Source organism: Streptomyces sp. NPDC015661 (assembly GCF_043077765.1).
GTDB lineage: Bacteria > Actinomycetota > Actinomycetes > Streptomycetales > Streptomycetaceae > Streptomyces.
Genome location: NZ_JBIBST010000025.1, coordinates 24,650 through 46,587 on the forward strand (window position 1 = coordinate 24,650; position 21,938 = coordinate 46,587).

Annotated in this window: 17 protein-coding genes; 10 read left to right on the top strand and 7 right to left on the bottom strand. The window is 73.6% G+C overall.

What is annotated here, in order from left to right:
• Positions 1–89 precede the first annotated feature (89 nt).
• The gene (locus tag ACF07V_RS38390) at positions 90–1,802 is read left to right on the top strand and encodes an FAD-dependent monooxygenase (protein WP_392160784.1); all 1,713 of its coding nucleotides are present in this window, start codon (positions 90–92) and stop codon (positions 1,800–1,802) included.
• Here the strand turns inward: ACF07V_RS38390 and ACF07V_RS38395 are convergent.
• Entirely contained in the window at positions 1,779–3,428 is a 1,650-nt protein-coding gene (locus ACF07V_RS38395) for a glycosyl hydrolase family 8 (RefSeq protein WP_392160786.1), read from the bottom strand. The genes ACF07V_RS38390 and ACF07V_RS38395 overlap by 24 nt on opposite strands.
• A 109-nt stretch (positions 3,429–3,537) precedes the next feature.
• The gene (locus ACF07V_RS38400; protein ID WP_392160788.1) at positions 3,538–4,590 is read right to left on the bottom strand and encodes an AI-2E family transporter; all 1,053 of its coding nucleotides are present in this window, start codon (positions 4,588–4,590) and stop codon (positions 3,538–3,540) included.
• Between the two features lie 137 nt (positions 4,591–4,727).
• On the opposite strand from ACF07V_RS38400, the gene ACF07V_RS38405 reads away from it, so the two are divergent.
• Entirely contained in the window at positions 4,728–5,426 is a 699-nt protein-coding gene (locus ACF07V_RS38405; RefSeq protein WP_392160790.1) for a hypothetical protein, read from the top strand.
• Here ACF07V_RS38405 and ACF07V_RS38410 read toward each other — a convergent pair.
• From ACF07V_RS38410 to ACF07V_RS38420, 3 genes are all read right to left on the bottom strand, one after another.
• Positions 5,386–6,021 carry a 4'-phosphopantetheinyl transferase family protein gene (locus ACF07V_RS38410; RefSeq protein ID WP_392160792.1) on the bottom strand — a complete coding sequence of 212 codons (636 nt, stop codon included), beginning with the start codon at positions 6,019–6,021 and terminating at the stop codon, positions 5,386–5,388. The genes ACF07V_RS38405 and ACF07V_RS38410 overlap by 41 nt on opposite strands.
• Positions 6,008–6,238: an acyl carrier protein gene (locus tag ACF07V_RS38415; protein WP_392160794.1), complete on the bottom strand. Its 231-nt coding sequence runs from the start codon at positions 6,236–6,238 to the stop codon at positions 6,008–6,010. Before ACF07V_RS38415 ends, ACF07V_RS38410 begins: the two co-directional genes overlap by 14 nt.
• A gap of 97 nt (positions 6,239–6,335) precedes the next feature.
• Entirely contained in the window at positions 6,336–7,196 is an 861-nt protein-coding gene (locus tag ACF07V_RS38420) for a hypothetical protein (RefSeq protein ID WP_392160796.1), read from the bottom strand.
• A 297-nt stretch (positions 7,197–7,493) separates the two neighbouring features.
• On the opposite strand from ACF07V_RS38420, the gene ACF07V_RS38425 reads away from it, so the two are divergent.
• The 7 genes from ACF07V_RS38425 (at position 7,494) to ACF07V_RS38455 (ending at position 18,874) form a co-directional block, all read left to right on the top strand.
• Positions 7,494–8,576, top strand: coding sequence for a phytanoyl-CoA dioxygenase family protein (locus tag ACF07V_RS38425; protein WP_392160797.1), 1,083 nt, complete (start codon positions 7,494–7,496; stop codon positions 8,574–8,576).
• Positions 8,558–9,859 (top strand): DUF6271 family protein, encoded by a 1,302-nt coding sequence (locus tag ACF07V_RS38430; protein ID WP_392160799.1) that lies wholly within the window; start codon positions 8,558–8,560, stop codon positions 9,857–9,859. The genes ACF07V_RS38425 and ACF07V_RS38430 overlap by 19 nt, the downstream gene beginning before the upstream one ends.
• Positions 9,856–11,538 (top strand): condensation domain-containing protein, encoded by a 1,683-nt coding sequence (locus ACF07V_RS38435; protein WP_392160801.1) that lies wholly within the window; start codon positions 9,856–9,858, stop codon positions 11,536–11,538. The genes ACF07V_RS38430 and ACF07V_RS38435 overlap by 4 nt, the downstream gene beginning before the upstream one ends.
• A 1-nt stretch (position 11,539) precedes the next feature.
• A complete protein-coding gene (locus tag ACF07V_RS38440) occupies positions 11,540–12,778 on the top strand; it encodes an MFS transporter (RefSeq protein WP_392160803.1) in 1,239 nt (412 codons plus the stop codon).
• Between the two features lie 97 nt (positions 12,779–12,875).
• A complete protein-coding gene (locus tag ACF07V_RS38445; RefSeq protein ID WP_392160805.1) occupies positions 12,876–13,853 on the top strand; it encodes a hypothetical protein in 978 nt (325 codons plus the stop codon).
• 165 nt (positions 13,854–14,018) lie between these two features.
• A complete protein-coding gene (locus tag ACF07V_RS38450) occupies positions 14,019–15,881 on the top strand; it encodes an HSP90 family protein (RefSeq protein ID WP_392160807.1) in 1,863 nt (620 codons plus the stop codon).
• Positions 15,882–15,883: 2 nt separating this feature from the next.
• Complete coding sequence (locus ACF07V_RS38455) at positions 15,884–18,874, top strand: hypothetical protein (RefSeq protein ID WP_392160808.1); 2,991 nt, start codon at positions 15,884–15,886, stop codon at positions 18,872–18,874.
• Positions 18,875–18,925: 51 nt separating this feature from the next.
• Here the strand turns inward: ACF07V_RS38455 and ACF07V_RS38460 are convergent, their stop codons facing one another.
• On the bottom strand, positions 18,926–19,735 hold the full coding sequence (locus ACF07V_RS38460) for a TSUP family transporter (protein ID WP_392160810.1): 810 nt from the start codon (positions 19,733–19,735) through the stop codon (positions 18,926–18,928).
• 84 nt (positions 19,736–19,819) lie between these two features.
• Between ACF07V_RS38460 and ACF07V_RS38465 the strand changes: the two genes are divergently transcribed.
• Entirely contained in the window at positions 19,820–20,602 is a 783-nt protein-coding gene (locus ACF07V_RS38465) for an AraC family transcriptional regulator (protein ID WP_392160812.1), read from the top strand.
• A 2-nt stretch (positions 20,603–20,604) separates the two neighbouring features.
• Here ACF07V_RS38465 and ACF07V_RS38470 read toward each other — a convergent pair whose 3' ends face one another.
• Positions 20,605–21,786: an alginate lyase family protein gene (locus ACF07V_RS38470; RefSeq protein WP_392160813.1), complete on the bottom strand. Its 1,182-nt coding sequence runs from the start codon at positions 21,784–21,786 to the stop codon at positions 20,605–20,607.
• Positions 21,787–21,938: the final 152 nt, after the last annotated feature.

Sequence of the window (21,938 nt, forward strand, 5' to 3'; positions counted from 1 at the left end):
GGACGGCCGTCCCGCTCGCCGACGCGGCGGAGGCGGGTGACGATGGCTTACGGGGATCCGCCGGGGGCAAGTCAGCGCTGGAGGCACGCGTGGCGCACCGCACCACCACCGACGTCCTGATCGTGGGCGCGGGCCCGGTCGGCCTGAGCGCGGCCGCCGAACTGCGCCGGCACGGTGTGCACTGCCGGCTGGTCGACCGTCTGCCGGCCCGTCTTCCGTACGCCAAGGCGGTGGGGATCCAGCCGCGCACCCTGGAGCTCTGGGACCGGATGGGCCTGGTCCGGGCCGTCCTGGAGGCCGCGGTGCCGCTGCGCGGCCAGCTGAACTACGTCGACGGCCGCGAGCAGGACCGCATCGAGCTGTCGATGCCGCCCGAGGTGCCCTACGGCTTCGCCGCCCTGCCCCAGTACGAGACGGAACGGCTCCTGGAGGAGTACGTCGCCCGTCTGGGGACGGTCGTCGAGCGCGGCACCGGGCTGGAGTCGTTCACCCAGGACCGGGACGGTGTCACGGCGCGGCTGCGCACGGCCTCCGGGGCCGCCGAGGAGCTGCGGGTGCCGTACCTGATCGGCTGCGACGGCGCGCACAGCGTCGTACGGAAGACGCTGGGCCTGTCGTTCGCGGGCGGCGCGTTCCAGGAGGAGTTCATGCTGGGCGACGTCGTGGCCGACTGGGACATGCCCTCCGGCTACGGGGTCCGTTCGACCCGCCTGGGCGCCGACGGCTCCCCCGGCGATGTGCTGGTGTGCATCCCGCTGCCGGGGGCGGGGCGCTACCGCATGTCGATGAAGCTCCCGCCGGAGCTCTCCCCGTCCCGGGAAGCGGCCGCGCGGGACGGTGTGGCACACGGTCCCGAGGCCGGCCGGGTCCCCTCGCTCGCCGACCTCCAGGCCGTCGTCGACCGTCTCGCGCCGCGCCCGGCGCGGCTCTCGGACCTGCGCTGGTCCTCGGTCTTCCGCATCAGCCACCGCATCGTCGACCGTTACGGCCGGGGCCGGGTCTTCGTGGCGGGCGACGCGGCGCACATCCATCCGCCGACCGGCGCCCAGGGCATGAACACCGGGGTGCAGGACGCCTGCAACCTGGCCTGGAAGCTCGCCCTCGTGGTGCGGGGCGAGGCGGGGCCCGAGCTGCTCGGCACGTACGACGCCGAGCGCCGACCGATCGGCGAGGAGGTCGTCGGCCGGACCGTGCGGCACGCCGTGCGGGGCATCGAGGCCGACCCCGAGGACCGGCGGACGCTGCTCCTGCGCGAGGCGCAGCTCCTGGTGAGCCACCGGGACGGTCCGCTCTCCGGCGTCCGGTACGGCCCCGACGAGGCGCCCCAGCCGGGCGACCGGGCCCCGGACTGCGCGGGCCTCGCCACCCCGATCGCCGCCTATCCCCTGCGTCTTCTCGACGTGCTGCGGGGGCGGCCGGGGCATGTGGTGCTGCTGTACGGCTCCGACGGGGCCGCGCTGGCCGGGGCCGCCGCGGTGGCACGGACGGCCGGCCTCCCGGCCGTGGCGATCCTCGCGGCCGGCGCGGAGGGCGCGGACGGGTCCGCCGGCGGGGGTGCCGCCCCCGGGGCGGGAGCCGGAGCCGCCGGGCCCGCGGACCCGTCCGTGCCCGTGTACCGCGATGCCGCCGGGGAGTTCGCTCGGCTCTATCTCCCCGGCGGCGCGACCGGTTTCGTCGTCCGGCCCGACGGGCAGCTCGGCGCCCGTTTCCCGCTGTCGGGTACCGCCGCCGCCCTGAGCGGTTATCTCAGGGCCCTGTCCGTGCGGCGGGACACCCCGCTACGGGACCCAGTGGTTGCCTGAGGCCGTGATCATGACCTGGAGCTGGATGCTGGCCGAGAAGTAGCTGCTCGTGTCTACGGGGGTCGCCACCATCTTGTTCCACAGGGCGTCCAGCCAGGCCTGGCTGCCCGGGTCGGTCATCGCCGCCACCGCGAAGGGGGCGAAGAAGGCGGCCTCGCTGCCCGAGGAGATCTGGGTGCCGTTGAGCTTGTAGCCGATGGCGATCTTGTTCGGGTCGCCGCCGGTCTTCGTCTTGATCCAGCCGTTGAGCTTCCGGGCGGCGGCGAGGGAGGTGGCGTCACCGCTGGTCACCGCGTCGTCGCCGATGCGCCACGGGGTACGGCAGGCGTTCCACCAGTACGAGCCGTCGTTGGGGTCCTCCAGGACCTGGCCGGGGGCCGGCCTGGGCGTGGTGTTGGTGTCGACGACGAAGTCGGGCAGGAGTCCGGTGCCGGAGGCGTAGGTGGACTGGAGGCGGGAGATCTGCGTCTGGTGGGCGCTGCGCACGGCGTCCCAGGTGGTGTCGCCGGAGGCCGCGCGGAAGGCGCGGAAGTGGTCGGTCATCCAGTCCGACGTACGGGAGATGTAGTAGTACTGGTCGCCCGAGCTGCTCCAGTCGCCCAGCTTCAGGAGCTTGGTCGTCGGGTTGACCTCGTCCTTCTTGATGGCGGCGATGTGTTTGAGCGCGAGGTCCTTGTAGTTGTAGGTGCCGCCGCTGCCCCACTGCCGGTCGGCGAGAAGCAGGCCGTAGGCCACGTCCATGTCGCCGTCGGTGGCGCCGTCGCCGCCGTTGACGCTCTTGCAGGCGGTGTCCTGTTCGGCGGCGAGGAGGTTCGGGTTGACCGAGGACGGGTGGTCGATCTTCCACTTGACGAGGCCGTCGAAGATCTTCTTGGCGTCCGGGTCGGCGCCCGCCATGGTGGCGGTGACCACCATGCCGTAGCCCTGCGCCTCGGCGACGTAGGGGTGGTCGGCGTCGGGCGAGATGATCTGGTACCAGCCGTTGCCGCAGTTCTGCCGGACGAAGGCGGCCTTCCACTTGTTGTAGTAGTCGACGACCTTCTGGTCGAGGGCCGACTGCGTGCCGGAGGGCTTCAGGATGCCGGCGGCGTAGGGCTTGAGGTGGCTGCCGAAGGGGACCGCCGGTCCGCCGCCGCCCCCGCCGGTGCCGGTGGGCGCGCCGTACACCTCGAACTCCCAGAGGGAGTAGCCGTACGGGGTGCCGCGGCCGGTGCCGTACATCCGGACGTAGCGGCCGCTGCCGGAGACGGTGAGGTCGTCGGTCGCCCCGTCACCGGCGGTGGTGGAGTAGACGTCGGTCCAGGTCGACCCGTCGGCGGAGGTCTGGATGCGGTACGTCTTGCCGTACGCGGCCTCCCAGTTGAGCTTCACCCGGGAGATCGTGTGGTTCGCCCCGAGGTCGATCCGTATCCACTGCGGGTCGACCCCTTCGACGCTCGCCCAGCGGGTGGCCGTGCTGCCGTCCACCGCGAGACCGGGGCCGAAGGCCGAGGTCTCGACGGACGAGGCCGTCGCCTGCTTTCCGGCGGACACCAGGCCGTCGGCGGCCTGCGCCTGCGGCATGACCGTCAGGGGCAACGCCAGCAGACCCGCAAGCCCGAGAAGCGAGACGCTTCGTCGACGCATGTCAACTCCCTTTCCCTCCATGGCCAATCGTTAGGAAATATTCCTAACCATTGGTCGGGGAGAGTAGAGAGGCCGCCCGCCCGGCGCAAGACCCCCTGCACCGGGGAAGTCAGGTGCGTGCGGCCCTGAGTGCCGTGTGGACGGACCAGACCACCGAGACCAGAGGGACCGCCACGACCGCGCCCACGACGCCCGCGGCGATGGAACCCGCGACCACCGAGATGGCCACCACCAGCGGGTGGAGCCGCACCGCCCAGCTCATGACGAGGGGGTGCAGCAGATGCCCCTCGATCTGACCGATGATCACGATCAGGGCGACGACGATGCCCGCCACCAGCGGGCCCTTCGAGGCGAGCGCCACGACGGCGGCGATCGCGAGGGCGATCGGCGAGCCGATCAGCGGGATGAAGGCGGCGAGGAATTCCAGGAGGGCGAGCGGTACGGCGAGGGGGACCCCGAGGGCCCAGAGGGCGATGCCGACGAGCACCGCGTTCGTCGCGGCGACCAGGACGATGCCGTGCGTGTAGCCGGTGAAGGTGCTCCAGGCCGCTCGCCCGCCGATGGCGACGCGGTCGCGCACCGAACGCGGGAGCTGCTCCTGGAACCAGGACCAGTGCCGGTCTCCCGAGTGGATGAAGAACACCGCGGAGAACAAGCCGAGGACCAGCGTGGCGAGGACGGTGACGACGCGCCCGGCTCCGCTCACCGCCGTGCTGAGCAGGGCGGATCGGTGACTGGAGAGGTAGTCGCCGATCTTGGACTGCACGCCGGAGAGTGCGTCCGGGGCGAGGCCGAACGGCGGCCCCTGCAGCCAGCGTTCGATCCGTCCGATGCCCTCCCGGAACTCGCGCACCAGTGTCGTCTGCTCCCCCGCGACCGCCTCGCCGACCAGCACGAGCACTCCGAGAACGAGCACGATGCTGACGAGCATGGTGAGGGCGACCGCGAGCGACCGGGGCAGGCCCCGGGCGACCAGGTCGGCGACGGGGCGGAGCAGCGCGGTGATCACCAGGCCGAGGAAGAGGGCCACACCGATCTCGTGGAAGCGGCCGAGCACCGCGAACAGGCTGTAGACGAGGAGGCCCACGGCGAGCAGCCGCCACGCGTAGGCGGCGGCCGTACGGAGGAAGGGGCTGACCGTCGGGGGGGTGGCTGGCTGCATGGCCATCGACGTACCACCGCAGCTTCACGGGGCCACGCCCGCGGCGGCGGATTCGCCCGACCCGGTCCCGCCATTCGGCCGTCCGGTGTGCAGAATGGTCCACGATTCCGGCGTCTTCACTTTCGGGGGAACGTGACGTGTCCAGACTGAACCGGTGGTGCCTCGTCCTCGCCGTGACCGCACCTCTCGCACTCGCCGGCTGCAGCAGCCCACCGCCGCCGCTGGAGTTCGGCTCGGCCCGGCCCTCGGGCCCGAAGCTGGCCGCGCAGCCGGCCGCGAACGGCTCGCTGCCGCTCGCGCAGTGGCCGAACGCCTGCGAGGTGCTGAGCGACACGGAACTCAAGGCGATCCTCCCGCAGGCCGCCGATGTCGAGCGGGACCCGGTGAAGGTGACGATCATCGACTTCAACCCGCTGTCGGAGTCCGATCCCGGCACCACCGGTGACGTCCCGGCGGGCGGCTGCGAGTTCGCGTTCGGACTGCCGTCCGCGTACGAGAGCGAGCACAACAGCAGCGTCAAGGTCACCTTCACCGCGATCGCCGATCCGGCCCTGGTCGAGCGGAACTACGCCGAGGACCTCGCGTCCGCGCGCAAGCGGGCGGGCGAGGGCACGTACAAGAAGGAGTTCCGGGACCTCGGCACCTCGCTCGGAACCGACGGCTGCTTCCTGCCCGACGTCTCCGACGGGCCGACCTGCCACCAGGGCCCGTACCAGTTCGAGGTGAGCGGCATGTCCACCGCGGACGGTGTCGGCGAGTACCCGCAGTCGGAGCGGAACTGGAGCGAGAAGGTGCTCACGCAGGTCGTCCGGACCCTGGGTCCCCGCATGCGATGACGGTCACCGGGCCGGTGCCGGCGACCGCGGCGACGGCCGCCCGGTCGCGGTCGGTCCATTCCAGGAACCGCAGTCCCTCCCGACCGCCGGCCTTGAAGCGGGCCTCTCCGCGCACCCAGAGGCGGAGCAACGCCGCTTCGGGGTCGGGTCCGGCCACCGCCTCCCGCAGCTCGGCCGCGGGCAGGAGCCGGCGGAGTACGGGCAGGGGGCCGGGCCTGCGGGCCGCGGGCTCCACGTCGACGCCGACCGGGCCGGGGCCGACGGCCGCCGCCACGAGACCGTCGGCGTGGCTGAGGCTGACGCCGAGTTCCGGGTGTCCGCTCAGGTACGGGCGGCCGTGCCCGTACCGGCGGCACGCGGGGCAGTACTGCTCCGGTCCCGTCGCCTCCGGAGGGAGCCCGGTGAACCGGGCGGCGCACATCCGGACGAGGAGGCGGGCCGCCAGGACGTCGTCGCGGCGGCCCGGCACGCGTATCCGGTCGAGCCGCCGTCGTTCCCAGGGCGCGAGCAGCCCCTCGTCCAGTGCGGGGTGGTCCAGGACCTCCCGGGTGGTCGCCACGACGGCAAGGAGGGGCGGTCGGTCACGTGGCGGCACTCAGGAAGCGCTCCTGGACGCGGCCGATGGTGCGGAAGTCGTCGATGGTGACCTCCTGGAGGTCGATGGAGCTGCCGGAGAGCTCCTCCAGGAGGTCGATGAACTCCAGGAAGTCCATGGAGTCGATGAGCCGGGCCTCGATGAGGTCCTCGTCGGTGTCGATCGGCCCGTCGAGACCGGGGTTCTTCTCGTGGAGCCACGCGGCGATGGGGTCCATGGGGTGGGTCGCTCCTTGCTGGGCGGAGGGTGCGGGAGTACGGGGACGGCCGGGCCCGACGGGGATGGCCGGACGAACTTGGGGGGCGTCTTGCCGATCAGGCCGGGCTCGCGGCGCGCAGCCGGTCGAGGGCCTGCTCGGGCGTGCCGTGGGCGAGGATCATCGCGTGCACCCAGCGCTCGACGCCGAAGGCGACGCAGGCGCTGTACGCGGGGCCCGCGGAGCCCGCGCGGATGTCGAGGCGCTCGCCGAAGAAGTTGCGGTGGCGGTTCACGGAGGCGATGGCCGTGCCGTCGGGGGCGCTGAACTCGTGCTTGACGGGGTCGAGCGCCATGAGCCGGGCGCGGGAGCCGCCCTTGTCGTAGAAGGGGTCGTCGGCCACGGCCCGGGAGAGGTCGAGTCCGAGGCGTCCGGCGAGGTCGAGGATGAACTCGGCGCCCTGTTCCAGGTGTTCGAGGGAGCCCTGCTTGGTGCCGAGGTAGAGGACTTCGCGCATGTGGAAGCCCCACAGGCGGCGCAGCCCGTCGTAGTGGGTCTCGTTGCGGAAGCAGCGGCCGGCCGCGGAGAGCCGCAGTCCGTCCTCGCCGACGTCCCGGCCCTCCAGGGAGAGCAGCAGGCCGTAGCAGGTGGCGGAGGGCAGGAGGTGGCCGGTCGGCCGGAGCGGCAGTTCGCCGGGCGACTCCCCCGTGGCGAGGCCGTCGAGCGCGTCGGGTGCGAAGCGTCCGGCGGAGACGCCGAGATGGGGGAAGTTGCGGAAGAAGTCGAGGCGCGCGAGGCCCTCGACGGAGAGCAGTGGCGGGCCCACCACCTCGGGTGCGGAGAGCCGGGCGGCGAGGCCGGTGAGCAGCTCGTCCAGGCCGTGGAGCAGGGCGGTGCGGACAGGGTCCAGGGTGATGAGGCCCGGACCCGGGCTCTTCAGTCCGCCGTCCGGCAGGACGGTGGTGCTGGGTGTGCTCATGGAAAACCGCTCCCTCTGGGCGTGGGCGAACAGTCAAGGCGTGGGGTCCTCGTCGACCACGGCACGGCGAAGAAGCCGCCTGATGCTCCATCAGGGACCGGACTGCGCATGGGGACCCTAAGCCAGCCCGCCGATGGTTGTCTAGACCAAAGCCGCCGAGCGGCGGGGGCGATGTCCAGCCGATCGGACCCTTAACTCCTCATATCGAGGAGGCACTTGACAGAAGCGATGGTCTAAACCAATTCTTCTGAACGACGTGGCCGACTGACCTCCGGCCACCGCCTCTGGAGGGACTCCATGACGACACCCGCTCCGCCCCGCACCGTCCGCCGCCCCTATCTGCACCGGGCGGCGTCGGACCTGCCGTACTTCAGCGCGGACGGCGAGTCGTACCTCGCCGCGACCACCCTGCGGGAGCTGAAGAAGTCGCGGCCGCTGCGGGTGCTGTCCGAGGAGGACTTCGCCCACTGGCAGACGTACGGCTACGTCGTCGTCCGCGAGGCGATCCCGGCCGGGGCGGCGCGCCGCCTGCTCGACTTCACCTGGGACTTCCAGGGTCTCGACCCCGACCGCCCGGACAGCTGGTACGAGGACCGGCCGTTCCGCTCCGAGCTGGACCAGCAGCTCCACGTGTACGGCTTCGTGGAGGCGTACCACCACCAGCTCCTCTGGGACAGCCGCCAGGCGCAGCGCGTCTACGACGCCTTCGTGGACGTCTGGGACTGCGAGGAGCTGTGGGTCACCCAGGACCGGCTCAACCTCAACCCGCCCAACGTCCGCAACCGCGACCGCGCCCTGATCGAACCCACCGACCGGGGCTTCGACATCGAGCTGCACTGGGACATCGACACCACGCTCGGCGTGCCTCCGCAGCGGGTGCAGGGGATCATCGCGCTCAACGACACGCGCCCGGAGTCCGGCGGCTTCCAGTGCTGCCCGGAGCTCTTCCGGCGGTTCGAGGAGTGGAAGCTCGGCCAGCCGGCCGACCGGGATCCGATCCGCCCCGCCGTGGACCGGACCGAGTTCCCCGTCGTCCGCCCCGATCTGCGCCCCGGCGACCTGCTGATCTGGAACGGCCTCCTCGCCCACGGCGTCGCCCGCAACAGCTCCGCGGACCAGGTGCGGGCGGTCCAGTACCTGTCGATGATGCCGGCCCTGGAGGAGCACGCGAAGCTGCGGAAGTCCCGCGTCGAGTCCTGGCGGCACCTGCGCACCCCGCGCTGGAACCGCACCCTGGTCGGCGACCCCGTCCTCCACGAGTCCAGGCGCTACCCCACGGCCACCCTGAACGAGCTCGGCAGCCGTCTCCTCGGGCTGACCTCCTGGAGCGACACGGCCACGGACGCGGACGAGGAGCCGGTGTGCGCCGCGTCTGCCTGACCCTGCCCACCCACCGCGCCTGCCCCGACACGATCCGGGCGGTCGCGGAGGAAGCCGCCCACGGCGCCCGTCACTTCGGCGTCGAGGTGCACCTGCTGATCCTGGACTCGTCCGCGCCCCCGGTGCTCGCCGAGCACCGGCAGGCGGTGGCGGCGCTCCCCCGCGTACCCGGCGTGGTCGTCCACCACCTCGACGAGGCCGCGCAGCGGGCCTTCCTGCGCGAGGTCATCACCCGGTCCGGCGGCGCCGAACCGGACCGGATGCTCGGTCTGATGCTGCCGTCCCGGGTGTCCTACGGCGCCTGCACCAACCGCGCCTTCCTCTTCGCGGAGGCGCTCGGCTGCGCGTCCGTGCACCGCAGGGACTCCGACAGCCGCTACCAGCAGCTGGACGGGAAGCCGGTCTTCCCCCTGCACCACGAGCTCACGGCCCTGGGCCGGCCCGCCGCCGAGGTGGCGGGCCTCGTGTCCCGCAGCAGACTCGACCCCGCGTACGCCCACCGGCCGGTGGCACTGGTCGGCGGCTCCTTCGTCGGCGAGATGTCCGTGGACGTCGCGGAGATCCGCCGGCTCGACCCGCTCGTCTACGAGGACGTCATCGGCCTGTCCCTACCGGACGGCTGTCCGGAGATCTGGCGCAGGAACCTGATCGCCGAGTCGTTCCGTGGCGCCGGGACCGCCGCGTACACCGGCGACCTCACCACGCTCACCACCGTCAGCCCCACCCGCGTCGACATGTGCAACATCGCCCTCGCCCGCGAGGTGTACGGCCGGGTGCCGCTGCCACCCGCCACCGACACCATCGGCAGCGACTACTTCCTGCTCCACCTGGTCCACGACGCCCGGCTGCCCGGCGTGCTCCACAACCGGCACATCGTCAACTTCCACACCGGCGAACGGCGTTCCGACAGCGGCTTCCTCGCCTACCAGCTGCGGTTCGCGAAGTTCCTGCTCGCGACCCCGCAGCTGCACTCCGTGTACGCCGGGACGGCGGCGGCCGGCGAGTCGCTGCTCGACACCGGCGGCGGACTCCGCGCCGGCGCCGTCGCCGCCCTCGTCCGGGAGAGCGCGCGCGTCGACCGGGTGGAGAACACCGAGCGCCTCGACGTCGTCGACCGCTCCTACCGCAAGCTCGGCGGCCGCTACGCCGAGGCGGCGGACTTCCTCGCCGCCCGCCGCGAGCGGCTCGTCGACGAAGTCCGGGAGGACATGGCCGAGTTCGCCCTGCTGATCGACGCCTGGGCGGCCCTGGTCCGCGCGACCGCGTCGAAGGGCTTCGCATGACGAAGACGTACACCGTCACCGTCCGCTACGCGGGCGGGGAGCAGCGCCGGGGCCCGGTCACGATGGGCCAGGCCAACATGATCCGCTGCATGCTGCGGGACGAGCCCGAGCACATCAACATCCACGCCGTGTGGCCCGTGCCCGAGGGAACGGGGACGGAGTCGGCGATCGACGCGCTGCGCGCCCTGGTGGTGCGGCACGAGGCACTGCGCACCACCTTCCCCCACGCGCCGGGCGAGGCGCCGCGCGAGCAAGTCGTCGCGTCCGAGGGTGAGTTCACGGTCACGGTCGTCGACCACGAGGAGCGTCCCCCGGAGGGGCACGCCGACGACGTGGCCCGGCGGGACCGCGTGGGCCGCTTCCACCTGGACCGGGACTTCGGCCTGCGGATCTCCCTCGTCGCCGTCGAGGGCGTGCCGCTGTTCCTCGCGCTCGCGGCGAGCCACGCCGTGACGGACATCAGCGCCCTCTCCGTCCTGGAGGAGGACTGGCGCGAGCTGCTCACCGGCCGGACGCTCCCCGCCGTGACGGCCTTCACCCCGCTCGACCTGGCCGCCGAGGAGTCGACCCCGGGCGGGCTGCGCCGGTCCGCGGCGTCCCTGCGGCACTGGGAGCGGATCATCCGCACCGGCCCCCAGGCGATGTTCGCGGAGCCGGGTGCCGTGGGCGCCGAGGTCGAGGCGGCGCAGCTGACGCTCCGCTCGCTGCGGGGCGCCCGGGCGCTCGCCCGCGTGGCGGAGCGCACCGGAGGCCTGCCGTCCACGGTGCTGCTGACGGCCTGGTGCGCGCTGATCGCCCACCGTACGGGGCAGTCCTCCTGCGTCGCCGCCGTCCCGACCTCGAACCGGTTCCTGCCGCGGCTCGCCCGCTCGGTGAACACGGTGTCCCAGGACGCGCTGCTCTCCCTGGACGTCGGGGTGCCGTCCTTCGACGCCCTCCTGCGGAAGGCGTGGGGAGCGGCACTGAACGCCTACCGGCACAGCCAGTTCGACGCGGTGCGTCTCTGGGAGATGATCGACGCCGTCACGTACGAGCGGGGCAGCCGCTTCGCCCGCGACGTCGTCTTCAACGACGTCAGCACGCTCCCGCCGGCCGGACCCACGGGCGAGACCGAGGGGCCCGAGCTGGAGGTGGTACGCGGTCCGGTCCAGGTGCTGCCGGCCCGCGTCCTGACCTTCGTCCACGAGACGGCGCCCGTGCTCCGGCTCGGGATGTGGGTCGATCCCGCGCTGTTCGCGCCGGACGAGGCCGAGGGCTTCCTCACCGGTCTGGTACGACTCCTGGAGGCGGCCGCGGCCGACGACGTGCCGCTGTCGGCGCTCACCGGGGTGACGGGTGTCCGGCCGGCCGAGCGGGGTGCCGACTGGACGCGGGTGGACGGCTGCTGGGTGTCGCCGCGCGAGGTCGCGGACACCCTGAGCGGGGCGCTGGGAGGCGTACCCGCGCACGTGGTGCCGGAAGGGGAGGGCCTCTCGGCGTTCCTCGCGGCCGGCGACTCCCCGCTCACGCCCGCGCGTGCGCACGCCGCGCTCGTGGAGGCCCTCCCCGGGCGTCCCGGCGTGCTGGCCCCGCGCCGGTACGTGATCGTGCGGGACGCGCCGACGCGGACCGATCAGACCGACGACTGGCTCCGGCAGCGGATTCTCATGGAAGGGGCCGGCCGGGACCGGCAGGGGTGACATGACGACGAATGACACGACCGTCCAGCGGGAGCAGAACTCCCTTCCCAGCCCGTGGCGTTCGCGGCGCTTCCGGCTGTTCTTCGCGGCCCGCAGCACCTCGCTCCTCGCCGACGGCATGCTGATGGTCTCGCTCACGACCGCCGTGCTCGGCGCGGGATACGGGGCGGCTGGCGTGGGCTACGCGCTGGCCGCGTGGATGACGCCGATCGTCCTGCTGGTGCTGTTCGGCGGAGTGCTCGCCGACCGGTTCACCCCGCAGGTGATGATGGTCGGCGCCGACGTGGTGCGCATGGTGGCCATGCTGGCGCTCGCGGTGCTCCTCGCCGCCGGCGACATGCGGTTGTGGCACATGATGGCGCTGCTCGCGCTGAGCGGCGCCGCGACCGCCATGTTCCAGCCGGGTCTGGCGAGCCTGGTGCCCCGGGTCGCCGAGGACATCCAGCGGGCCAACGCGCTGCTCCGCGTCTCCGAGTCGATCTGCACCCTGCTCGGCCCCGGTCTCTCCGGCCTGCTCGTGGCGTACTGGGACGTCGCCGGGTCCTTCGTGGTCATCGCCGCCGCGTACGCGTGCAGCGCGCTCGGCCTGGCGCCGCTGCGGACGCTCTGCACGGCCCGGGACGAGAGCGACGAGCCGATCCTGCGGCGCCTCGCCACCGGATGGCACGAGTTCCGGTCCCGTTCCTGGCTGTGGGGGGTCATCGCCGTGTGGGCCGTCTACGGCCTGTTCGTCTTCGGCCCCGCCCTGCCGCTGGGCGCGGCGCTGCTCACCGAGCAGCACGGCGCGAGCGGTTACGGCTGGATCGCCTCCGCCGACGGCGCCGGGACGATCGTCGGCGGACTGCTCGGCATGCGGGTCCGGCCGCGCCGTCCGCTCGTCGCGGGCGCGTGCGCCATGTTCTTCTTCTCCCTCAACCCCCTGGCACCCGCCCTCGGGTGGTCGTTCACGGTCACGGCGGTGACCGGGGTCGTGGCCGGCTGCGGGTTCGCCTTCTGGGGCGTCATGTGGGCGACGAGCGTGCAGTCGCACATCCCCCTGGCCGTCCTGAGCCGTGTCTCGGCCTACGACGTCGCCGGTTCCATCATGGTCATCCCGCTGGGCCGCGCCCTGTCCGGCCCGGCCGCCGACGGCGTGGGCGCCGACCGCGTCCTGCTCTTCTCCTCGGTCATGGGCCTCGTGCTGATCGCCGTCATGCTCTCCGTACCGGCCGTCCGTGCCCTGCGCCGGGCACCGGAGTGAAACTGCTGTGCGATTGTCGGTCGCGCGTGATAGTCACTACGTCCACGGGGCGGGTGATCACTGGCCGCCCCGTTCGCACACAGCAAGGGGTGGGGACATGGCGTTGCTCCGTGGATGGGGGCTCACGCTGGGGAAATGGGCGGGCCGGCCGGCAGCGCGGCTGGACAAGGACTCCGGGGATCCGGACGTCCGCCGCGTCCGCGAGGCCGCCGCGGCGGCGGACTGGGCCACGGTGCGGGAGGTGCTCGAGGCACGCCCCGAGAGCGAGGGCCGCACGGAGCTCCTGTGGGCCGTGGGTGACACCGCGGGGGTGGAGCGGTGGATCACCCAGGTCCTCGAAGCGGAGCCGGAGGCGGCGCTGCCCCGGCTCGTGGCCGGAATCCGCCACCTCAGCTGGGGGTGGGAGGCGCGGACCGGCGCCCGCGCCAAGGACGTCACGCGCGCGCAGTTCGAGCTGTTCCACTCGCGGCTGCGCACGGCCGAGGAGTGGCTGTACGAGGCGGCCGAGCGCGAACCGCTGTGGTCCTCGCCCTGGTACGGCCTCCAGGTCACCGGGCGCGGCCTCGAAGTGGGCCAGGTCGTCGCGCGGCGCCGCTTCGAGGCGACGGTGCGGCGCGACCCGCGGCACCTGGAGGCCCACCAGCAGCAGTTGCAGCAGGTCTGCGACAAGTGGGGCGGTTCCCACGAGGAGATGCACGCCTTCGCGCGGGCGTCCGCGTTCGGCGCCCCGGGCGGCACGCTCCTGGGGCAGCTCGTCGCCGTCGCGCACATCGAGGAGTGGCTCTCCCTCGACGCGGGCGCGGACGCCGCGTACATGCGCCGGCCCGAGGTGACGAAGTCCCTGCGGGAGGCGGCCGAGCACTCCTACCTGCACCCGGACTTCGTGCGGCGGGGCGCCTGGCTCCAGGTCCTCAACACCTTCGCGATGGCCTTCTCGCTGGCCGGGGAGCGGGACGCCGCCCGGGAGTGCTTCCGCGCCACCGAGGGGCGCGTCACCGAGTTCCCCTGGTACTACCTGGACGGCTCCGACCCTGCCGCGGCGTACAGCAAGCAGCGTTCGTCGGCCGGCCGCTGAGCCGGGACGCCCCCTCCCGCCGCCGCGCGGCCGGCCGGGTCCCTCCGGTCCCGAGACCGCAGACGCTCCCCGGCCGGGAAACCGCCGGCCCTCCCGTACCCCTTCCTTCCGCTTCCCGCCCGCGTCCTTCCCGGGCCGGGCGCACCCACCGAAAGACTCCGTCAGGTGCACCCTTCCGAGTCCGCCCACACGTTCCAGGTCGACCTGCGCGGTCTGGTCGACCTGCTCTCCCACCACCTCTACTCCAGCCCCCGCGTCTACCTGCGCGAGCTGCTGCAGAACGCCGTGGACGCCATCACCGCCCGGCAGGCACTCACGCCCGGAGCCCCCGGCACCATCACGGTCCGCACCGGTGAGACCCTCACCGTCACCGACACCGGCGTCGGTCTGACCGAGGCCGATGTCCACCGGTTCCTCGCGACCATCGGGCGCAGCTCCAAGCGCACCGCCGACGGCGCCCTGGACGGCGCGGGTCTCGACGCCGCCCGCGGGGAGTTCATCGGCCAGTTCGGCATCGGTCTGCTCGCCTGCTTCGTCGTGGCCGACGAGATCACCGTGGTGAGCCGGTCCGCGGCCGACCCGTCGGCGCCCGCCGTCGAGTGGCGCGGCCACTCCGACGGCCGCTACACCATCCGGACCCTGCCGGCCTCGGCCGTGCCCGAGCCGGGCACCACGGTCCGCCTCACCCCGCGCGCCGACAACGCCGAGTGGACGAGCCCGGAGCAGGTCGTGTCGCTGGCCCGCCACTACGGCGGTCTGCTGCGGCACGAGGTCACCGTCGTCGGCCCCCGGGGCGAGACCCACCGGATCAACGAGGCGCCGCCGTGGGAGCGGGAGCACCGCTCCCCGCTGGCGCGCCGCGAGGCCCTCACCGCGTACTGCCGCGACCTCTTCGGCTTCACACCGCTCGACAGCGTCGAGCTCGACCTGCCGGCGGCCGGTCTTCGCGGTGTCGCGTACGTGCTTCCGACGGCCGTGAGCCCGGCGCAGCGCGCGGGGCACCGGGTGCACCTCAAGGGCATGCTGCTCACCGACCAGGCGCCCGAACTGCTCCCCGAGTGGGCGTTCTTCGTCCGCTGCGTGGTCGACACGACCAGTCTGCGGCCGACCGCGTCCCGGGAGGCGCTGTACGAGGACGGCACGCTGTCCGCCGTACGGGATGCGCTGGGCGACCGGATCCGGGACTGGCTCACCGGGCTCGCCGCCAGCGACCCGTCGCTCCTGCACCGCTTCATCGACACCCACCATTTGGCGGTCAAGGCGCTCGCCCGCTACGACGACGAGCTGCTGCGCATCGTGCTGCCGTGGCTGCCGTTCGAGACCACCGACGGCAACGTCACCCTGGAGGAGTTCGTACGGACGCACCCGACGGTCCTGGTCACGCGCAGCGTCGAGGAGTTCCGTCAGGTCGCGCCGATCGCCGCCGCCGCGGGTCTGGGCGTCGTCAACGGCGGCTACACCTACGACCGGGACCTGGTGCACCGGCTGCCCGAGATCCGTCCGGGCACGACGGTCACGGACCTCGACCCGGCCACGGTCACCGCCCATCTCGACGCCGTCGACCCGACCGCCGAACTGCGCGCCGCGGCCTTCCTCGCCATCGCCCGCGAGACGATCGCGGTGCACGACTGCGACGTCGTCCTGCGCGACTTCCAGCCCGTCACCGCGCCCGCCCTGCTCCTGGACAACCGCGAGGCGCGCCACGAGCGGACCAGGTCCGGCCTGGCCGCCGACAGCGACGGACTGTGGGCCGACATCCTCGGCTCGCTGCGCCAGGAGACCCCGCGCGCCCAGCTCGTCCTGAACCACCTCAACCCGCTGGTCCGGCAGGCGATCACCATCGCCGAACGCGGCCTTGCCGTGACGACCGCCGAGGCCCTCTACGGCCAGGCGCTGCTGCTCAGCCGCCGGCCGCTGCGGGCGAGCGAGAGCGCGCTGCTCAACCGGGCCTTCATCGGTCTGCTCACCCACGCCATGCACCACCCCGGCCCGGACGCCCCCGGCACCGAGCCCCGGAAGGAACTGTAGAGATGCTGGACACCCCCGAGGCCGTCGTCGAGGCGCTGCGCGAGAACCACGGCCGTCCCCACGGGCTGCAGCGGACCGTCACCGCCGAGGAGCTCGTCGAGGCCGCCGAGTCCTTCGAGAAGCCCGACACGCTCGTGACGGCCCTCCTGGAACTGATGACGGCGTACGTGTTCACCGGCGAGCACCGCAAGGCGCCCGTCGCCTTCGCCCGGCTGCTCAAGCTGTGGGACTCCGCCCCCGAGTCGTTCAGCCAGTGGGAGGCCCACCAGGTCTTCTGGTGCTTCAAGTGGGTGACGACCTCCCTGCTCCAGGTGCCCGAGATGCCCCTGGCCACCGTCCACGGCTGGGTCGGCCAGATGCGCGAGCGGTACGAGAAGGCCGGGCACGGCATGCAGCCGGTGGCCGCGATGCGCTACCACGTCGCGGTCCACACCGGTCTGGGCACCGCCGACGCCTACGACCTGTGGGCCACCCGCCCCCGGACCGAGCTGAGCGACTGCGAGGCCTGCGAGACCCGGCACCTCGCCCGGCGCCAGGTGGCGGCGGGCGACGACGCCGGCGCCCTGGACACCTGGCAGCCGGTCTTCGGACACCTCCAGACCTGCGCCGAGGAGCCGCAGGCCAGCCAGGCGCAGGCGCTGCTGCCGCTGCTCCGCCTCGGCCGCGCGGACGAGGCCCGCTCGCACCACCTCACCGGCTACCGGCGGGTGCGCGGGAACACCGGCATGCAGGAGGAGGTCGGCCTGCACCTGGAGTTCTGCGCGCTCTCCCGCAACGAGGGGCGCGGCCTGGAGATCCTCGCGGAGAACCGCCCGCTGTTCGAGGCGGACGGCGGCCCGCTGGCCCACCTGGAGTTCCTCACCGGTGTCGAGGTGCTGCTCGCCCGGCTCGTCGAGGACGGGCACACGGACACCCCCGTGGCCGGCCCGCCCGGCCGGAACTGGACGGCGGGCGGGCTCCTCGCCCACGTCCGCGCCGAGGCGGACCGGCTCACCGCCGCCTTCGACGCGCGCAACGGCACCTCGGCCGTCGGCGACCGGCGCGGTGCGCGCCTCGCCCGCCGCCCGCTGCTCGACGAGCCGCTCCCGCTGGGCCTGCGGGCGTCCGCCGTCCGTGCCCCGGCGGCGTCGGCCGCGCCGGCCCCGGCGCCCGCCGCGGCCGGCGGGCCGGAGATTCCCGGGGACTTCGTGGAGCTGGTGCGCGAGGCGCGGCGCATGGCGCGCGTGGGGCATCCCGGCGACGACCGGCTCTGGTCGCGTGTCGAGGAGCGGCTCGCCGACGGGTCCGCCGCCCACGACGACCGGCTCGGCCCCGAGGACCTGCTGCGGGCCGAGCTCGCCGACCAGCGGGCGTTCGCGCTCAGCCGGGAGGACCGGGACGCCGAGGCGATCGCCGAGCTGGAGCGGGCGGCCGTCCTCTACGAGGGCGCCGGGATGCCCTGGCAGGCGCTGTCCGCGCGCAGCCGCGCCCTCGCGTGGGCGGCCGCGTCCGACGTGACGGAGGGCGCGGCGCCGCAGGACGCCGAGGCGGTCCGGTCCGGTCTGGACGAGATCCTGCGCGCGGCGGAGCGGCTCATGACCGAGGCCCCGCTCACGGGCGGGGAGCTCGGGGAGGGCGGGGCCGTGGCCGGCGACGAGGCGGCGCTCGACCGCCGGCTCGCGTACCTCGCCGTGCTGTACTCCCGCACGTTCGCCGCGTATCAGGCGCTGGTGCGGACGTTCCCGGAGGTCTCCGACGCCGCCCTGGAGCGCTTCGAGGAGTGCGCCGGCACGATGCGCGCCGAGGCGGAGCGGCTTTCGCTCCCCCACCACGTGGCCAACGTGCGTCAGTTCGTCGCCGAGGTCGCGGGCCGGCGCGGTGACCTGGCCGGCACCGAGGCGGAGCTGCGGGCCGCTCTGGTGGACAACGAGGCGGCGGAGCGCCCCTGGCGCAATGGGCGGCCACGCGCCCTGCTCGCCCAGTTCCTCCTCGCCCGGGAGGAGCCGGCGGAGGCGGCGGAGCTGCTCCACCGGGCGATCGCGGACGCCGTGCGGTACGACGACGCCGCCTTCCCGATGGCGCCGACGTACAGCCTGCTCGGCCACGCGGCCGGGCACCTCGGGGACACCGCGGGCGCCGTGCGCCATCTGTCGGAGGCGGCCGCGCGGTTCGACCAGGACGGGGCCGCCGACGAGGCCACCGAGGTACGGCTCCAGCTCGCCGACGTCCTGGGCCGCTCGGGGCAGCGGGCGGACGCCGTCGCCGTACTGGAGTCCGTGCTCGCCGACGAGGCGGCCGCCTCGATCGGCGAACGGCCGCTGGCCCAGGCGCGGCTGAACCTCGCGCGCGGGCTGCGGGAGCTGGAGGAGCACCTGGCCGCGGCCGAGGAGCTCCTGCGGCTCGCGGACACCGTCGCCGGGTGGGAGGACCGCGGTCCGATCCTGACCCTGGTGGCGGCCGAGGCGGCGATCACGCTCGCGCTGGCCGACCGCTGGGACGCGGCGGACACCGCGTACGAACGCGCTCTCGCCGCGCACGCGGAGGCGCCGCATGCGCATCTGATCACGCACATGGCGCGCGAGTTCGCGCGGCTCACCATGGCGGCCCGGGACGCCGAGGGGCTCGACGCGGCCCTGGAGCACCTGGCGCGGGCGGACGCGGTGATCGGCGCCGTGCCGGAGGACACCGAGGGCTTCGCGTCCTGGTACGAGAGCGGCGAGGTGCACTACCGCCGGGCCCGCGTCCTGGCGGAGGCGGAGCGTTTCGAGGAGGCCCTCGCCGAGGCGGAGGCCGCGATCGCCGCCCATGAGCGGGGCGGGGACGCGGGAGAGGTGCCGCGGGCCGAGGCCGTGCGGATCGCCGCCCTGATCGAGGGGAACGGTCTCGGCCGGACCCAGGAGGCGGCCGCCCGGCTGACCGCGGGGGCCGCGCGCTGCCGGAAGGCGGACCTCACGGAGGCCGCCGAGATCCTCGACGCCCTGAGGCAGGACTACCGGTCCCGCGCGGGGAGCTGACCGCCCCGGGCCCGCCCGCCCCGGCAGCGGGGCGGGCGGGCAAGGCACCCCCTAGGGCCCGGTGAACACCATCGCGAGGGCCACCAGGGTGAGCAGCCCCAGGTACGCGCACGCGTGGACGCGGTCCGGGATCCGGGGCGGGCGGCGGCGCAGCACGGCGATGACCGGCAGGGCTCCGAGGAGCAGCGCCCCCGCCGCGTACGGGTCGACGAGGCCCACCAGGCCGGTGCCGCCGACGGTGGAGACCGGGGGCGGGGAGCCGGCGAGGGAGACCGCGACGGCGGGGAGCGCGACGGCGAGGGTGAGGGGGTTGGCGAGCGCGGTCGCCACCCGCATGGGGTGACCGGCCCGGCGCAGCGCGGGGACGGTCATCACGCTGCCGCCGACGCCGAGGAAGGCGGCGACCGCGCCGATCGGGGCGCCGGCGCCGGCCGGCAGCGGCCGCGGGGCCCGCACCGGCTCGGTGCTTGGCCCGCTCGCGGCGCGGAGGAATCCGGGCCGGAGCAGCATGTCGAGGGCGGTCAGGGCGGTGTAGGCGACGAACGCCCAGCGGGCCAGGGCCGGCGGGGCGAAGCGGGAGGCGTACGCCCCGGCGCAGGCGCCCGCCGCGAGCAGGGGCAGCAGCGCGCCGCTGCCGCGCAGGGCGAGGAGCACGGGCCGTGGGGTGACGGCCGTGGCGAAGGCGGCGTTCGCGAGCATCACCAGGGCCGAGGTGGCGGTGGCCACCGGGACGGCCGCAGCCCCGAGGGCGGCGTCCGCCCACACCACGACCGGGACCGCCACGAACCCGCCGCCGAACCCGAACAAGACCGTCGTCGCTCCGGTGAGGAGCCCGATCGCCATCAGCATCACCACGTCCATGGGTCAAGATCACCAGGCGGCCGGGGGTTCCCGCATGCGATGGTCGGCAGGATTCCTTCGTGTCTCGGCCAGTACGGTGGTCCGGTGAAGAACATCCCGCTGGACGAGGTCGACCATCTCGACCGCGCCGTCCTGCCGATCGGCACCGACTATCCCGCCGGGCACGTCCTGGAGTGGCACGAGCACCGGCGGGCGCAGTTCCTCTACGGGGCGACCGGCGTCATGGTCGTCGAGACCGCCGACGGCACGTGGACGGTGCCGCCCGAGCGGGCCGTCCTGATCCCGGCCGCGACCCCGCACCGGGTCCGGATGCTCGGGGTGAGCACGCGCAGTCTGTACGTGGAGCCGGGCGCCGTCCCGTGGTGGCCGGCGCGCTGCACGGTCGTGGACGTGCCGCCGCTGCTGCGCGAACTGCTGCTCGCGGCGGTGGAGTTCACGGCCGACTACAGCCTGTCGGGGCGGGAGGGCGCCATCGCGACGCTGCTCCTGCACGAGATCGCCGCGCGCTCCCCGCTCCCCTTCCACGTCGGGATCCCCGTCTCCGCGGACCTCGCGGCGCTGTGCCGGGAGTATCTGGCCGCGCCGGACGCCACGGTGACCAACACCGACTGGGCGGCCGTGACCGCGCTGAGCGAGCGGGCGTTCACCCGGCGGTTCCGTGCGGAGACGGGCGAGAGCCCCGCCGTCTGGCGGTCCCGCGCCCGGCTCCTGGCGGCCGTCGCCCTGCTGCGCACCGCGACGGTCAGCGAGGTCTCCGGCCGCCTGGGGTACGCCTCCCCGGCGGCGTTCACGGCTGCCTTCACGCGCACCTTCGGCACACCGCCGTCCCGCTTCACGGCGGCCCGGGCCACCGCGGTCCGGGGCTGACGTCAGCGGGGGTTGCCCGCGTGGGTGAGGGTCTCCCAGGCGACGAAGAGGTTGTTCGTGCCCGCGGGCCGGCCGGCCTCGGTGAGCTTCTGGGTGTTCGTCATCGCGTACCCCAGGCGGCCGTGCAGCGCGTTGAAGCCGACCTCGGTGACGGGTCCGAGGTGGTCCTTGAGGGTGCCGCCGCAGAGCCAGGAGGGGACGGGCTCGCCGAGTTCGTACTTGGCCTGGAGGCCGAGGGCGTGGCGCAGCCGGTCGGCGACCTCGGGATAGAGGTCCTGGCCCTGGATCCGGCTCGTCTCGGCGATGTGCGAGATCGCGGAGAGACCGTAGCCGGTGTGGGTGAGGTCGCGGCAGGTCTCCTGGGTGAGCCCGTCGACGAAGGTGGTCTGCCCCTGCCAGTAGCGGACGATCTCGTCGCGGGTGTCGAGCCCGCTGCCCGGCGCGGCCTTCGGCAGGGCGCCGTCGCTCGTGAGGTAGATGTACGCGGGGACCCGGCCGCGGAACTTGGTGACGGCCTTGTCGTAGGCGGCGCGGTCCTCCAGGAAGACGGCGATGCCGATCGCCGCCTCGGTCATGCTGAGTTCCCAGTTGCCGTTGGACTGGGAGCCGTTGGTCACCTCGGGCAGGTAGACGTTCCTCAGCATGCCCGCGAAGCGGTCGACGCGGGTCTGCGGCCAGCCGGTGTAGGTGTACCGGATGATCTCGGCGGCCCGCGGCCAGGAGGAGCCGGCCCAGCCCGTCTGGAGGGGCGCGTTGGAGTTGGTGTGGTCGGTGATCACCGCGGACCAGGCGTCCATGATCTCGATCGCCTTCTCGGCGTACCGGCTGTCGCGCGTGACGTACCAGGCGAGGGAGAGCGTGTACGCGGCGAGGGCGTCCTCGCGTTCGTCGGTGCAGCCGTAGTTGGGGTTCGAGTACGAGCCGCACTCGACGACCGCCCGGGGCTTCGGGACGCGGGCGAGGGAGGCGTACTTGCTCGCCAGCATCTGGTCGTAGGCACCCTTCCAGGGCTGCGCCCCGGCGGTGACCTGTTCCCGGGTGAAGTCGAGCTGTCCCCGGGAGACCAGGACGCCGGGGTGGACGAACGTGGTCGGGGCGGCTTCGGCGCGGCCGCCTCCGGGTGCGGCGACCAGGGCGGCCAGGAGGCCGGCGAGGAGCAGGGGGGCGGTGAACCATCGAGTCATGGAGTTACCCCTTCTTCACGTATGTGAACGGACGAGGGTTGTCGAGGGGGGAACCTAAAGGTCTGCACCAGAGGCGTCAAGACGGCCCGTTCACACCGAAGTCCCTCCATGGGTCACTCACGGGACCCGTCACGCGCGGGCCGGTCGTTCAT